10 protein-coding genes are annotated in these 15,330 nt (G+C 70.3%); 6 read left to right on the forward strand and 4 right to left on the reverse strand.

The window, feature by feature from the left end:
* Nucleotides 1-68: 68 nt before the first annotated feature.
* Nucleotides 69-3,998 carry an ATP-dependent RNA helicase HrpA gene (hrpA, locus tag B0B14_RS03765; RefSeq protein ID WP_076680161.1) on the reverse strand — a complete coding sequence of 1,310 codons (3,930 nt, stop codon included), beginning with the start codon at nucleotides 3,996-3,998 and terminating at the stop codon, nucleotides 69-71.
* Nucleotides 3,999-4,475: 477 nt separating this feature from the next.
* On the opposite strand from hrpA, the gene B0B14_RS03770 reads away from it, so the two are divergent.
* Nucleotides 4,476-5,042, forward strand: coding sequence for an ArsR/SmtB family transcription factor (locus B0B14_RS03770; RefSeq protein WP_076680162.1), 567 nt, complete (start codon nucleotides 4,476-4,478; stop codon nucleotides 5,040-5,042).
* Here B0B14_RS03770 and B0B14_RS03775 read toward each other — a convergent pair.
* Nucleotides 4,961-5,785, reverse strand: a complete 825-nt coding sequence (locus tag B0B14_RS03775; RefSeq protein WP_076680163.1) for a formate/nitrite transporter family protein — start codon at nucleotides 5,783-5,785, stop codon at nucleotides 4,961-4,963. The two genes, B0B14_RS03770 and B0B14_RS03775, sit on opposite strands and share 82 nt — an antisense overlap.
* An 89-nt stretch (nucleotides 5,786-5,874) precedes the next feature.
* On the opposite strand from B0B14_RS03775, the gene B0B14_RS03780 reads away from it, so the two are divergent.
* Both B0B14_RS03780 and B0B14_RS03785 read left to right on the forward strand, forming a co-directional pair.
* Entirely contained in the window at nucleotides 5,875-6,711 is an 837-nt protein-coding gene (locus B0B14_RS03780) for an aldo/keto reductase (RefSeq protein ID WP_076680164.1), read from the forward strand.
* A gap of 7 nt (nucleotides 6,712-6,718) precedes the next feature.
* Nucleotides 6,719-8,548, forward strand: coding sequence for a thioredoxin domain-containing protein (locus B0B14_RS03785; RefSeq protein ID WP_076680165.1), 1,830 nt, complete (start codon nucleotides 6,719-6,721; stop codon nucleotides 8,546-8,548).
* A gap of 442 nt (nucleotides 8,549-8,990) precedes the next feature.
* Here the strand turns inward: B0B14_RS03785 and B0B14_RS03790 are convergent, their stop codons facing one another.
* On the reverse strand, nucleotides 8,991-10,556 hold the full coding sequence (locus tag B0B14_RS03790; protein WP_076680166.1) for a dolichyl-phosphate-mannose--protein mannosyltransferase: 1,566 nt from the start codon (nucleotides 10,554-10,556) through the stop codon (nucleotides 8,991-8,993).
* Between the two features lie 61 nt (nucleotides 10,557-10,617).
* Here B0B14_RS03790 and rsmI point away from each other — a divergent pair, with 61 nt between their 5' ends.
* Genes rsmI through B0B14_RS03805 form a run of 3 tightly spaced genes read left to right on the forward strand, consistent with a single transcriptional unit; the run spans nucleotide 10,618 to nucleotide 13,932 of the window.
* Nucleotides 10,618-11,436 carry a 16S rRNA (cytidine(1402)-2'-O)-methyltransferase gene (gene rsmI / locus B0B14_RS03795; RefSeq protein WP_076680167.1) on the forward strand — a complete coding sequence of 273 codons (819 nt, stop codon included), beginning with the start codon at nucleotides 10,618-10,620 and terminating at the stop codon, nucleotides 11,434-11,436.
* Between the two features lie 40 nt (nucleotides 11,437-11,476).
* Complete coding sequence (gene metG, locus B0B14_RS03800) at nucleotides 11,477-13,054, forward strand: methionine--tRNA ligase (RefSeq protein ID WP_076680168.1); 1,578 nt, start codon at nucleotides 11,477-11,479, stop codon at nucleotides 13,052-13,054.
* On the forward strand, nucleotides 13,051-13,932 hold the full coding sequence (locus B0B14_RS03805; RefSeq protein WP_076680169.1) for a TatD family hydrolase: 882 nt from the start codon (nucleotides 13,051-13,053) through the stop codon (nucleotides 13,930-13,932). Before metG ends, B0B14_RS03805 begins: the two co-directional genes overlap by 4 nt.
* Here the strand turns inward: B0B14_RS03805 and B0B14_RS03810 are convergent.
* Nucleotides 13,914-15,209: an MFS transporter gene (locus tag B0B14_RS03810; RefSeq protein ID WP_076680170.1), complete on the reverse strand. Its 1,296-nt coding sequence runs from the start codon at nucleotides 15,207-15,209 to the stop codon at nucleotides 13,914-13,916. The two genes, B0B14_RS03805 and B0B14_RS03810, sit on opposite strands and share 19 nt — an antisense overlap.
* Nucleotides 15,210-15,330: the final 121 nt, after the last annotated feature.

Raw genomic sequence — 15,330 nt, forward strand, 5'->3', positions numbered from 1 at the left:
GACTATTCCCCGGGAGACGCGATCGACGGCGGCCATCCGTGCACGGCGGATGTGCGCAGACGCACGCGTCAGGACGCGAGTGCCTTCTGGATGCGCTGGAGCGACACCTGCTCGGCGGTGCCGAGTCGCTGCGCGAACAGGCTCACACGGTATTCCTCGAGCAGCCAGCGCGCATGCGCGATCGTCGGCGGAGCGTCGCCGGGGAGCGGGACGACGCCGCCAGCGTCCGCGTAGAGGCTGGCGGCGCGCTCGTACTCGGTCATGCGCTGGCGGTCACGGCCCGGGTTGTCGCCCAGCGACTGCAGTCGGTCGAGAGCGCCCTGGAGGTAGCGGGGGAGATGCGCCAGGCGCGCGCTGCCGGTGCGCGCGAGGAATCCGGGGAAGACCAGTCCTGCCAGCTGACTCTTGACGTCGTTCAGCGCACCGAGGAGCGTGAGCGCGTTCTGGCCGCGGAGCGCGCGGTCCGCGTCGCGGGCGAGGATCAGGATGCGGGCCGCGAGCGACACCGTCCGGAAGGTCTCGTCGACGACGGCCGACGCGAATGCATCGCGGACCTGCGCGAACTCCTCCGGCGTGCGCACGACGCCGGTCGGCGCGATGCGGGCGATGACGGCATCCGCCACCGTGACCCGCGCGTCCTCCACCAGAGCACGCGCCGAGGGATACGGCGATGTCGCGAGGGCGAGCTTCTCGGTGGAGGTGAGGTGCTCCAGCACGTAGGTCGCAGGCGACGGGGTCGACAGCAGCACGAGTCGGCGCACACCGGCTCGGCTGCGCGCGGCGGCGGCCTCCGGCGTCGCCTCGATGCGCAGCGACACCGCGTCGCCGTCGTCGACGAGCGCGGGGTATCCGCGCACGATGCCGCCCGCGACCTTCGTGTCGACGACCTCGGCGAGCGGGCCGAACGTCCACGAGGTGAGGCCCGACGCGTCGCGGAACGCGGGCTCGGCGGCGTCGGGCGCGTCGGCTCGGGGCCGAGGCGGGACGCCCTTGGGTGAGTTCGGGGACCGGTCGGTGCTGAGCGACCGCGACACCGCCGACCGGGAGCGCTCCTCGAGCCGGTTCTGCAGAGCCACCAGGTCACGGTCGGATCCCACGGCGCGACCGCGCTCGTCGACGGCGCGGAAGGAGATGCGCAGGTGCGGCGGCACGCGGTCGAGATCGAAGTCGGCGGCCGACACCGGCTGCCCGGCGACGCGCTGGATGCGGGCGGCGAGCGCATCGCGCAGAGTGAGGGGCGGAATTCCGTCGTGCGATTCGGGCCCGGCGTCGGCGATCTCGGCGGCGAGCTTGGTCGCCCAGTCGGCCGCGGGCACGACGTGCCGGCGGATCGCCTTCGGAAGCGCGCGGATGAGTCCCGCGATGAGCTCGTCCCGCATGCCCGGCACCTGCCAGTCGAACCCGTCGGGCCGCAGCTGCGCGAGGAGGGCGAGGGGGACGATCGCCGTCACGCCGTCATCGGCTGCGCCGGGTTCGAAGCGGTAGGCGAGTGTGAGCACCTGGTCGCCCTGCAGCCACCGAGCGGGGAAGTCGCGCTCGTCGCCGCGGGAGGCCTCGTCGACCAGATCCGCCTCGGTCATGTCGAGCAGGCGCGGCGTGCGCGGCGAGGCATCCTTCCACCAGGCTTCGAACGATCGGGCGTCGACGACGTCGCGCGGGATGCGGGCGTCGTAGAACGTGTACACGGCTTCGTCGCCGACGAGGATGTCGCGTCGGCGCTCGCGTTCCTCCACCTTCTCCAGCCGTCGGCGCAGCTCGAGGTTGCGTCGCTCGAAGGCCGTGAGGCGCTTGTCGAGGTGCGCGCTGCTCCAGTCGCCCTCGACGAGGGCATGCCGCAGGAACATCTCGCGGGCGAGCGGACGATCGAATCGCGCGAGCTGCACGCGTCGGCGCGGGATGATCTCGACGCCGAAGAGCGTGACCTTCTCGTACGCGGACGCGGCGCCGGCGTCCTTCGACCAGTGCGGCTCGCTCAATCGGCGCTTGGCGAGGTCGCCGGCGAGCGCCTCCGCCCACGCCGGGTCGACGGCGGCGACGGTGCGGGCGAACAGGCGGCTCGTCTCGACGAGCTCCGCGGCCATGACGGCGCTCGGACGCTTCTTCTTCAGCCCCGAGCCGGGGAAGATCGCGAAACGAGCGCCGCGCGCACCCAGGTACGTCGCCGCCGCCGGAGCGGGACGGGTGCTCGGTGCGCCCTGCCCGCGAGCGGAAGCGCCGCTCGGAGCTCGCTCGTCGAGGATGCCGATGTGCGACAGCAGCCCGGAGAGGATCGCCTTGTGGATCTCGTCGGGGTCGGCCGCGGCATCCTGGACCTTCTTCCGACCGGCGCCGATGAGCGACGAGAGCTGCCGGTGCACGTCGACCCATTCGCGCACCCGCACATAATTCAAGTACTCGGAGCGGCAGAGTCGGCGGAACGCGCTCGAACCGAGCTCGGACTGCTTCTCCTGCAGGTGGTTCCACAGATTCAGCAGTGTGAGGAAGTCGCTCGTCGGATCGGTGAAGCGCGCATGCGAGCGATCGGCCTCTTCTCGGCGGTCCTCCGGGCGCTCGCGCACGTCCTGGATCGACATCCCCGCCACGATCGCCAGAACATCGGTCAGCACACCGGTGCGGCGGGCCTCGAGCAGCATGCGCGCGAATCGCGGATCGATCGGAAGACGCGAGATCTCGCGGCCCAGGTCGGTGAGGCGACCGGTCTCCGAGCGCGTCGAGGTGTCGCGCTCCTGCCGCACGGCGCCGAGCTCGACGAGCAGCTCGAACGCGGCCTTGACTCCTCGGGAGTCCGGCGGGGTGAGGAAGGGGAACGTGGAGATGTCGCCGAAGCCGAGCGACAGCATCTGCAGGATGACCGACGCGAGGCTCGTGCGGAGGATCTCGGGCTCGGTGAACTCGTCGCGGGACGCGAAGTCGTCTTCGCCGTACAGGCGGATCGCGATGCCCGGCGCCGTGCGCCCGGCGCGGCCCGAGCGCTGCTGGGCGGACGCCTGCGACACCGCCTCGATCGGAAGCTGCTGGATCTTCGTCCGGTTGCTGTACCGCGAGATGCGGGCGGTGCCGGTGTCGATGACGTACCGGATGCCGGGAACCGTCAGGCTCGTCTCGGCGACGTTGGTCGCGAGGATGACGCGACGCCGCACGCCCGGCACGGTCGAGCGCTCGAACACCCGGTGCTGCTCGGCGGAGCTCAGGCGGCCGTAGAGGGGCAGGACCTCCGTGGGGGCCGCATCCTTCGCGTACATGCCGCGCACGGCATCCGCCGCATCGCGGATCTCGGCCTCGCCGGGGAGGAACACGAGCACGTCGCCGGCGGGTTCGCGGTCGAGTTCGCGGAGGGCCGCGGTGATGGCATCGACGTCGTCGGACTCCCCGGCGTTCTCGTCTCGATCGATCGGCGCCCGGTAGCGCACTTCCACCGGGAACGTGCGACCCGACACCTCGATGATGGGCGCGGGGCGGCCTGCGGCATCCGCGAAGTGCTTCGCGAAGCTCTCGGGATCGATCGTCGCGCTCGTGACGATGACCTTGAGGTCGGGTCGTCTGGGCAGGATGCGAGTCAGATACCCGATCAGGAAGTCGACGTTGAGCGATCGCTCGTGTGCTTCGTCGATGATGATCGTGTCGTACCGCCGGAGGAGGCGGTCGCGGTGGATCTCGTTGAGCAGGATGCCGTCGGTGAGCAGCGCGATGCGGGTGTCTTCCGACACCTTGTCGGTGAAGCGCACCTTGTAGCCCACGACGCCGCCGAGCGGCACCTGGAGCTCTTCGGCGATGCGCTCGGCGATGGTGCGCGCGGCGATGCGGCGCGGCTGCGTGTGCGCGATGCGCGTGCGGCCGAGCTCGAGGCAGATCTTGGGCAGCTGCGTCGTCTTGCCGGAGCCCGTGGCCCCCGCGACGATGACGACCTGGTTGTCACGGATGGCGCGCGCGATGTCGTCTCGCGCGGCGCTGACGGGCAGCTCCGGCGGGAACGAGATGACGGGCTCGAGCGCGGACATAGCCTTCCATCGTATCCCGGGGTGAGGTGGGACTCCCGGCCGAGGTCGCCGCTGCGTCGTCCAGGGTTTCGATGGTCTCGATTTCACTGTTGAACTTCGCGCTCACACGCCATGACGGGGCGCGGATGGCACGAACAGAGCGCCCGCGTCCCGGCCGGAGCACCCCGTCTCGACACCCGGTGTGTGAGCGTGAAGTTCATCGCGGAATCCGACGCCTGTGCCCGGGTGTGTGAGCGTGAAGTTCATCGCGGGATCCGAGGCCTGTGCCCGGGTGTGTGAGCGTGAAGTTCATCGCGGGATCCGACGCCCGTGCCGGGTGTGTGAGCGTGAAGTTCATTGAGGGATCCGACGCCCGTGCCGGGTGTGTGAGCGCGAAGTTCATTGAGGAAATCGAGGGGTCGACTTCTGACGACACCGCCGTCGGGAGGCCCGCCGGAGCGTCCGGTGAGTGTCGGAGGCGCGGTCTAGGTTCTCGGCATGCATCCGTTCGAAGCGCTCGCAGAGCCCGTCCGCCGTCGCATCGTCGATGTGCTGGCGAGCGGCGAGCACACGTCGGGTCAGATCGCCGAGCTCATCGGGAGCGAGTTCCGCATCAGCAGGACGGCAGTCTCGAAGCACCTTCGCGTTCTGCGCGATGCACGCCTCGTGAACGTCCGCGCGGAGTTGCAGTTCCGGTGGTACTTCCTGCTCACCGACGGCGTGGAGGAACTCGAGCATGCCGTCGCCGACCTGCGGATGAAGCTCGATCGCAGGGTCGGCTGGAACTCGGAGCGCGGATGCGAGCACGACCCCCTCGCCGCTCCGCCATTCTGGGCACTGACGAAGCCGGTGCCCGTCAAAGGCCCAGGTCGCCCCTATCGCCGCGGCGCGCGCGGTGCGCAGAAGACCGCGCCCATAGCCGCCGATCCCGACGCAGGGCTGTTCCGGGTCTGGCCGGTGCCTCCGCCGCCGTCCGCCTCCACTCAGCGCGCGGACTCCGCCAGCGCCTGCTCATCCCGCGCCGCGGCCCCCGCCGCCCGGGGCGAACCGCCGATGAACCAGTAGGCGACGCCGACGAGCGCGCCGCCCACCAGGTTGCCCAGTCCGACCCAGAGGAGATTGCCGCCGAACAGCAGCCATGTGGCGTCGGGGGAGCCGGTGAACAACCCGATCGAATAGGTCGTCATGTTCGCGACGACGTGCTCGAAGCCCGATGCGATGAACGCGAGGATCGCGAGGAGGATCACGGCGATCTTCGGTCCGTCCGACGTGAGCCGCGCGCACATCCAGATCGCGACGCACACCAGCACATTGCACAGGATGCCGCGCACGAGGAGTTCGGCCGGCGACTCGTGCGCCTTCGCGGCGAGCATGTCGCTCAGCATGTCTCCTGCGGCCGCATTGGCGTGGAGCACGCCGGACATCGCGATCAGGCCGCCGAAGATCGCCGAGCCCACGAGGTTGGCGACGAACGTGAACGCCAGCGCGCCCGCGGCGCGCCCCGGACGCACGGCGCGCATCGCGACGCCCTGGGGGAGGGTCATCATCGACGACGTCACCAGCTCGGCGCCGGCGAACACGACGATCGTGAGGGCGGCTCCGAACACGAGTCCGCTGACGAGCTTGTGCATGCCGGTGCCGGCGGCGAGCAGCGGCCCCGCGGTGCTCACCATGAGCACGACGCCGACCCCGATGTAGACGCCGGCCAGGATGCCGGATGCGGCGAACCGCGCCGGGGTGCGCAGTCCGTCGGCCTTGTGTGCGGCGGCCTCCGCCTGCCCGGCGAGCGCGCGTTCGATCGACAGCACGGACGGTGTCCTCTCATGTGGTCTGACCACACAACCGTACTCCTGTCGATGCCCGCCCGCGAGTGCCCGCACGACCCTAGGCTGGATGCATGGCGATTCCCCACATCGAACTCAACGACGGCCACTCCATTCCGCAGCTCGGCTACGGCGTCTTCAAGGTGCCGCCGACCGACACCGAGCGCGCCGTCAGCGAGGCGTTCGAACTCGGCTACCGTCACATCGACACGGCCGCCATCTACGGTAACGAGGAGGGCGTTGGCGCGGCGATCTCGCGCAGCGGCCTCGCCCGCGAAGACCTCTTCATCACGACCAAGCTGTGGAACGACCGCCACGACGGCGACGATCCGGATGCCGCGATCGCCGAGAGCCTCGACAAGCTCGGTCTCGCGCAGGTCGACCTCTACCTCGTGCACTGGCCCACCCCCGCGCACGACAACTACGTGCACGCGTGGGAGAAGCTCATCGAGCTGCGCGATGCCGGACTCACCCGCAGCATCGGCGTGTCGAACTTCCTCGTGCCGCATCTGGAGCGCATCGTCGCCGAGACGCAGGTCGTGCCCGCGGTCGACCAGATCGAACTGCATCCGGCGCACATGCAGGTCGACATCGCCGACTGGGCCGCGGCCCACGACGTGCGCATCGAGGCATGGGGCCCGCTCGGCCAGGGCAAGTACGACCTGTTCGGCACGGCGCCGGTCGCGGACGCCTCGGCCGCCCACGGCAAGACCCCTGCGCAGGTGGTGCTCCGCTGGCACATCCAGCACGGCAACATCGTGTTCCCCAAGTCGGTGCAGCGCGCCCGCCTCGAGGAGAACCTCGACATCTTCGACTTCGAGCTCTCCGACGCCGAGATCGACGCGATCGACGCTCTCGACCCGGCCGACGGCTCCGGGCGCGTCAGCGCGCACCCCGACGAGGTGAACTGACCCCGTCGTGAACGAGCGCCTCGCCGCCACGGCGAGCCCGTACCTTCGGGCCCACGCCGACAACCCCGTCGCGTGGTTCCCGTGGGGCGAGGAGGCATTCGCCGAGGCGCGGCGGCGCGACGTGCCGGTGATGGTGTCGATCGGCTATTCGACGTGCCATTGGTGCCACGTCATGGCGCGGGAGTCGTTCCAGGATGCCGCGACCGCGGCCGAGCTCGACGCCGGATTCGTCGCGGTCAAGGTCGACAGGGAGGAGCATCCCGACGTCGACGCGGCCTACATGGCGGCAGCCGCCGCCTTCACGCCGCACCTCGGCTGGCCGTTGACGGTCTTCACGACCCCCGACGGCGGGCCGTTCTACGCCGGAACGTACTTCCCGCCCGAACCGCGCGCCGGTCTGCCGTCGTTCCGGCAGGTGCTCGGCGCCGTCCGCACGGCGTGGGAAGAGCGCCGCGCGCAGGTCGACGGCACGGCCGACGCGATCCGCGACGCGCTCGCCGACGTCGGTGCGAAGCCTCGGGCGGGGGGACGAGTGGTCGCGCTCGGCGACCTCGTCGATGCCGCCGCATCCCTCGCCGCCCGGGAGGACCCGCAGCACGGCGGCTTCGGCGACGCACCCAAGTTCCCGATCGCGACGGCGCTGCGCTTCCTGCAGGCCCTGCGGACCGATGCCCCGGATGCCGCGGCCGTCGCCGACCGTGCGCTCGCCGCGATGGCGGCCTCGGAGCTTCGCGACCCCGTCGAGGGCGGGTTCTTCCGCTACGCGACGCAGCGCGACTGGTCCGTGCCGCACTACGAGCGGATGCTGACCGACAACGCCCTGCTGCTCGACGTCGCGCGGGAATCGGGTGATCAGGCGACCGCGCAGGGTGTCGCGGGGTTCCTCGTCGACGTGATGCAGCAGCCGAGCGGAGGGTTCGCCGCCGCACAGGACTCCGAGTCGTGGATCGCCGGCGCGCGCAGCGAAGGCGGCTACTACGCACGGGGTGCCGCGGAGCGCATCGAGCTTGATCCTCCCGCGATCGACGGCAAGATCGTGACGGGGTGGAACGGTCTCGCGATCGGCGCCCTCGCACGTGCGGGAGCGCGCAGGAACGAACCGCGCTGGATCGACGCCGCGCGCAGGGCGGCGGATGCCGTGCTCGAGGTGAACGTGCAGCCCGACGGGATGCTGCTGCGGGCCTCGCTCGACGAGATCCCCTCTCGCGCCCGCGCGACGCTCGCCGATTACGGGCAGCTCGCGGCGGGCCTGGTCGCCCTGGCGATCGCGTCCGGCGAGCCCGCGTATGCGGTGCGTGCGCGCGAACTCGTCCGTGCGTGCATCGACGACGACGGCACCGTCGGCGTGCCCGGGGGCGGCGATGCCGTGCTGGCCGTCCAGGCCATCGGGGCCCCGGATGCCGCGTCCGACGGCGATGAGCCGTCGGGCCCATCGGCGATCGCGGAGGCGGCGGTCGCCCTCTGGCTCCTCGGCGCGGGGGAGGACTTCCGTGCCCTCGCCGAGCGCCTCGTCGCAGCGCACGCTGCGGCGGCCCTCGCGCAGCCGATCGCCCACGGTGCGCTGCTCGGCGTCGCGGCCGGGCTCGTGACCCCGCCCCGGCAGGTCGTCGTCGTCGCCGTCGACGCGGAGTCGCCGCTCGCGGCGATCAGCCGCGACATCCGGGCGGACGTCGTCGTGCGGGTGACGCCGGCCCAGGCGGAGGAGTTCTCTGTGAGCGGCTTCGCCCTGTTCGACGGGAAAGCCCTCCGGCATGAGCGCGCGACAGCCTACGACTGCCGGCAGTTCTCCTGCCGGGTGCCGGTCGGCGAGGCGGCCGAGCTGTCGATCGAGCCCTGAGTTCGGCGATCCGAAAAGAGAAATCTCAGGATTAGCTCAAGACCGAGCGAGTCGTGTTGTCCGCCATGTGGGGGACAAGCTATGTTCGTACTCGGAACTGCTGGTGGCACTGGGGATCTTGGGGAAGATCTGCCGCCGGAAGGGCCACTGGGGAAGGGCCTGGGGCCATTCACTTCTCCGCAATTGCGGAAGTCGCCCCGGACGCGTCACGTTGCAGATGACGCGTCCGGGAGCGACCCGGATCGACACAATCGGTGAATCGCACGACCGCTGGGGACGGCACGAGGTGCTGGGGACACCCTGTGCGACAGAAGACTCCGAGGTCGATCCTGGGACAAGCTTAGGATGCCTCGGCGTCCTCCGACGAATCCAAGCCGCGTGTTTCGTCGATTCTGTGCCGATTCTCGGTGAGTCCGAGCGCGCGTGAGGGCCCCTCGACGCCTCAGACCCAGCTCTGCAGCCAGTTGTGCAGCCGCCAGAAGTCATAGGGGACCGGGGTGGCCGTGAGCACGGGGTACCAGAACGCCGACAGCACGACCGCGAACGCGAGGAAGACGAGCACGACGCGCTGCCCCGACATCCGTCGCGTCGCGCTCGAGCCGGGCGCTCCGGAGGCGATGTCCCTCAGAGCGAACGCGAGCGCCAGAAGCATGAACGGCAGGATCGCCACGGTGTAGAACTGGAAGATCGTGCGCTCCGGGTACAGCAGCCACGGCACGTACGTCGCGGCGATCCCCGTGAGGACGAAGGCGTGACGCCAGTCCCGCGCGACGACGAACCGCCAGGCGAGGTAGATGCACGCAGCGACGGCGGCGTACCAGATCAGCGGGTTCGGCATCGAGTAGATGTTCTGCACGCAGCCGTTCGCGGCCGCGCATCCTGCCTCACCGAGCTCGTCCGAGTGGTAGAACATCGACGTCGGGCGCACGAGCAGCGGCCACTGCCACGCGGGGCTCGCGTAGCTGTGCGCGCTGGTCAGGCCCACGTGGAATCCGTACATCGCCTCGTGGTACTTCCACAGGCTCGCCAGCGAGTCTCCGAGGGTGGCGGCCGTTCCCCTCCCGTAACCGGCGCTCGTGACGAGCCATCCGGTCCACGACGCGAGGTAGACCGCCAACGCGGCCGGCACGGCGAGCACCGCGGCCGCCAGGCCCTGACGCAGCCCATCGAGCGGCCACATGACCACACCGGCGCGCCGTCGGGTGAGGGCGTCGGTCACCACGAGGTACAGCCCCACGGCGACGATCACATACAGACCCGACCACTTGACGGCCGTCGTCGCACCCGCGGCGAGGCCCGCAGCGACGATCCACGGTCGATTCCAGAGCAGAGGGCCCCAGTTCGGCGGTGTGTCATCCACCGTACGAGCCAGGATCCCGGCCTCGAGCCGCGCGATGTGGCTGCGGCGGTCGAGCAGGACGAACCAGAACGTCACCAGGGTGAAGAAGGCGACGAAGATGTCGAGGATCGCGACACGGCTCATCACGATGGCGAGACCGTCGATCGCCAGCAGACCCGACGCGATCGACGCGAAGGCGATCGATCCGGAGAGCGCCTTGGCGACGCAGTACAGCACCAGGACCGTCGCCGTGCCGAAGACGGCGACCGAGACACGCCAGCCGAACGACGAGTCGGCTCCGAACACCCACATGCCCAGGCCGATGAGCCATTTCCCGAGCGGCGGGTGCACGACGAAACTCCCCGCCGTGTCGAAGATGTCGGTCTCGCCGGCCTCGAAGCGCTCGTCCGCGCCTTCGGGCCACGTCGCGGGGTACCCGAGGTTCCACTGGCTCCAGGCATCCTTCACGTAGTACGTCTCGTCGAACACGAGTTCGTGCGGATGCCCGAGGTTCCACAGCCGCAGGATGCCTGCGAGCGCCGTCACGAGCAGGGGCGCGAGCCATCCCCAGCGGCGGGCGAGCACCGGGTCGGCGGCGAGGCGGCCGAGCCAGCGGTCGTAGAGCGACGCGCGCGTGGGAGGGAGCAGCGGCTCGGCGGTCGTCGTCACGGCGACCAGCCTAGACACTCCGGAGGGGGGATCCCCTGGACGCAGTGTCTAGGCTGGCCCCGTGATCATCCTCGCGGCGACGCCCATCGGCAATCTGGGCGACGCCTCCCGACGGCTCGTCGAAGCGCTCGAGTCCGCCACCGTCATCGCGGCGGAGGACACGCGTACGACGATCCGGCTGCTCGGCGCGCTCGGCGTGACGAACAGGCCGCGCCTGATCGCGCTGCACGATCACAACGAGAAGGAGCGGGCGGCCGACCTCGTCGAGCTCGCGCGCACCACCGACCTGCTCGTGCTGTCGGATGCCGGGATGCCCACCGTGTCGGATCCGGGCTACGGCCTCGTGGCAGCGGCGGCCGAGGCGGGCGTGCTCATCACGGCGATCCCCGGGCCGAGCGCCGTCGTCACGGCGCTCGCCGTCGCGGGACTTCCCACCGACCGCTTCTCCTTCGAGGGATTCGTGCCGCGCAAGCCCGGCGAGCGCGCCGCGTGGCTCGGGTCGCTGTCGGCTGAGCCGCGCACGATGGTGTTCTTCGAGGCTCCGTCCCGCGTGGCCACCACGCTCGCCTCCATGGCGACCGCGTTCGGCGACGACCGTCGCGCTGCGGTCTGCCGTGAGCTGACGAAGCTGCACGAAGAGGTCGCCCGCGGGACGCTCGCCGAGCTCGTGGCGTGGGCCGGGCCCGGAGTGCGAGGCGAGGTCGTCATCGTGGTGGGCGGCGCGGCGGCGCGCGACGTCGCGTTCCCCGACGCCGTGACCCAGGTGCTCGAGCTCGTGCGGTCGGGCACCCGGCTCAAGGACGCCGCCTCCGAGGTGTCGGGGCTCACGCGCCACTCGTCCCGCGAGCTCTACCAGGCCGCTCTCGCCGCCAAGGGGTAACACGGATCGGCGCGGCATCTGGCCCAACTAGAATTCACGAGTGACTTCCGGCCGTTCCTTCTACATCACGACGCCGATCTACTACCCGAGCGACGTGCCCCACATCGGCCACGGGTATACGACCGTGGCCGTCGACACGCTCGCGCGCTGGCACCGCCAGTCCGGAGACGACACGTGGATGCTGACCGGCACCGACGAGCACGGCCAGAAGATGCTGCGCGCCGCCTCGGCGAACGGCGTCGCCCCGCAGGAGTGGGTCGACCGTCTCGTGGGTGAGGCGTGGTTCCCGCTCCTGAAGACCCTCGACGTCGCCAACGACGACTTCATCCGCACGACGCAGGAGCGTCACGAGGAGCGGGTGAAGAAGTTCGTGCAGGCGATCTACGACCGCGGCTACATCTACGCGGGCGAGTTCGAGGCGCTGTACTGCGTCGGCTGCGAGGAGTTCAAGACCGAGTCCGAGATCCTCGACGGGGAGGGCCCGTTCGAGGGCCTGAAGGTCTGCGCGATCCACTCGAAGCCGCTGGAGCTGCTGCAGGAGAAGAACTACTTCTTCAAGCTCAGCGAGTTCCAGGAGCCGCTGCTGAAGCTCTACCGCGACCAGCCCGACTTCATCCGCCCGGAGTCCGCCCGCAACGAGGTCATGTCGTTCGTGAAGAACGGCCTCAAGGACCTCTCGATCTCGCGGTCGACGTTCGACTGGGGCATCGACGTGCCGTGGGATCCCTCGCACGTCATCTACGTGTGGGTCGACGCGCTCCTCAACTACGCGACGGCGGTGGGCTACGGATCGGATGACGAGGAGTTCGCCCGTCGCTGGCCGGCGTACCACGTCGTCGGGAAGGACATCCTCCGCTTCCACGCGGTGATCTGGCCCGCGATGCTGATGGCTGCGGGTGTGGAGGTGCCACGCGGTGTCTTCGCGCACGGCTGGCTGCTCGTCGGCGGCGAGAAGATGTCGAAGTCGAAGCTCACCGGCATCGCGCCGACCGAGATCACCGACGTCTTCGGCTCCGACGCGTACCGCTTCTACTTCCTCTCCGCGATCGCGTTCGGCCAGGACGGCTCCTTCTCGTGGGAGGACCTCTCGGCGCGCTATCAGGCCGAGCTCGCGAACGGGTTCGGCAACCTGGCCTCGCGCACGACGGCCATGATCGAGCGGTACTTCGAGGGGGTCGTGCCGCCGCCCGCGGACTACACCGAGCGCGATCTCGGCGTGCAGAAGATCGTGGCGGATGCCGCCGCCGCCGCGGATGCCGCGATCGAGCGCTTCCGCATCGACGAGGCGATCGACGCGATCTGGACGATCGTGGACGACCTCAACCTCTACATCACCGAGAACGCGCCCTGGACGCTCGCGAAGGACGACGCGCAGCGTGCGCGCCTCGGGACCGTTCTCTACACGGCCGCCGAGGGGCTGCGTGCGCTCGCCGTGCTGCTGTCGCCTGTCATGCCGGTGGCGACCGAGAAGCTGTGGATCGCGCTCGGCGCAGCCGAGAGTCTCGGACGTCTCACCGACCAGCCGCTGCGCGAGGCGGGGGCGTGGGGCGTGCTCGCACCCGGCACGTCGGTCAACGGCCTCGCACCGCTGTTCCCGCGCGTCGAGCAGAGTGTATGACCGACCCGAGCCAGTACGTCCGCGCGCGGACGCAGGAGGGGCGCGGCGACGTCCGGTGGCCGGCGGCTCCTGAGCCGCTCGCCGTGCCCGTCTACGACAATCACGCGCACCTCGAGATCGAAGACGGCGACGAGCCGCTCTCGCTCGGCGACCAGCTCGACCGCGCCGCGGACGTCGGCGTGATCGGCGTCGTCCAAGCCGGCGGCGACATCGACTCGAGTCGCTGGTCGGCCTGGGCCGCGGCATCCCACCCGCGGGTGCTCGCGGCGGTCGCGATCCACCCCAACGAAGCTCCGGCGTACGCCGCGGCAGGGCGTCTCGACGAGGCGATCGCCGTGATCGACGAACTCGCGGCTCAGCCTCGGGTACGGGCGATCGGCGAGACGGGCCTCGACTTCTTCCGCACCGAGGCCGACGGCATCCCGGCCCAGCACGAGAGCTTCGAAGCCCACATCGCTCTGGCCAAGAAGCACGGCATCGCGATGCAGATCCACGACCGCGATGCGCACGACGCCGTGCTCGAGACCCTGACCCGCGTGGGCGCCCCCGATCGCACGGTGTTCCACTGCTTCTCGGGAGACGCCGACATGGCGCGCATCGCCGCCGACGCAGGGTGCTACCTGAGCTTCGCCGGCAACGTCACGTTCAAGAACGCGCAGAATCTGCGCGACGCCCTCGCCGTCACGCCGCGGGAGCGCATCCTCGTCGAGACAGATGCCCCGTTCCTGACGCCCACTCCGCACCGGGGCCGTCCCAACGCGCCTTACCTGATCCCCGTCACGGTGCGCTTCCTCGCCGAGGAGCTCGGCGCCGACCTCGACGAGCTCTGCGCTCAGCTGGCGTCGAACACCCTCGCCGTCTACGGCTCGTTCGACTGATCCGCGGGGTGGCCCGGCGTCTCCGGGCTGGCGGCGTCGTCGCCGATGACCGGCCGGGCCGCCGCGATGTGGGAGATCGAGCGCCACACGAGCACCAGCGTGACGGCGGAGCCGCCGAAGGCGAACCACCACGGCGCCGTGAGGCCCCAGGTCTGTGCGATGAGACCGCCGAGGAACTGGCCGATGACCAATCCGCCGAACACGCCCACCATGTTCACCGACGCGATGCGCCCCTGCAGCTCCAGCGGAACGAGGCGCTGGCGCACGGTCGTGGAGATCGTGCCCCAGATGAACGCGTAGGCGCCGAAGCCGAACATGATCGCGAACGCGATCGCGGGTGACGTGGTGAGCGCGAAGCCGAGGTGCATGAACACCTCGAGCGTGAGGCACACGCGCATGAGCGTCGCGAACGACACGTGACGTTCGAGCCAGCCGAACGAGAACGTGCCCACGAGTCCGCCGATCGCCGACGCCGTCGTGAGAGCGCCGAACCCCACCGCGCCCATGCCGAGATGCTCGGTCGCGTAGAGCACGAGGATGCCCCACGGCGCGGCCCACGTCACGTTGAAGACGAGGATGATCAGCACGAGGGTGCGCACCGGCGCGTTGCCGCGCAGCCACTGCAGCCCCTCGCGGATCGGGTGCACCTTCGCGCCGCCGACGGGAGCCGACTTCGGTGGGACGGGCGTGTGCGCGATCCGGGCGATGAGCACGACCGCCAGGCTCACGCAGAGGATCTGCACGAGGAACGGCCAGAACGAGCCGACGGCGAACAGGAACGCACCCAGCGGGGGCCCGGCGAGCTGATTGCCCACGAGGAAGCCCGCCTGCAGCCGGGCGTTGCCGACGCCGAGGTCGGCGGGTCGCACGAGCATCGGCAGGAGGGTGCTGCCGGCGGAGTCGGCGAAGACCTCGGCGGTGCCGTACAATAAGGCCGCGGCGAGAACGATCCAGACGGTCACCTGGCCGGTCGCGAGGAACACCACGAGACCGGTCACCACGACGGCGCGGGAGCCGTTGGCGATCATGACCAGGCGCCGCCGGTCATGGTGGTCGGCGATCGATGCGGCGAGAAGACCGAACAGCAGCCAGGGGAGGAACTGCATCATCGCGCCGGCGGCGACCAGCAGCGGCGACGAGGTGAGCGAGGCGATGAGCAGCGGTGCCGCCGACAGGGCGATCCCATCGCCGATGTTGCTCGTCCACGACGACGCGAGCAGCCAGCGGAAGTCGCGGCCGAGGCGGCGGGGGGCGATCAGTCCGCCGAGCGAAGGCATCCCGCCATCCTAGGAGGAACACCCGACACGGATCGCTCACGCAGTGTTCACCCGCCGGTGCCGGATATCCACGAAACATGCCTGTAACATTTCGGCAGATCGACCGAACGCCCGACAGGGG

It is taken from the genome of Microbacterium sp. RU33B, assembly GCF_900155915.1.
In the GTDB taxonomy this organism is placed as follows: domain Bacteria; phylum Actinomycetota; class Actinomycetes; order Actinomycetales; family Microbacteriaceae; genus Microbacterium.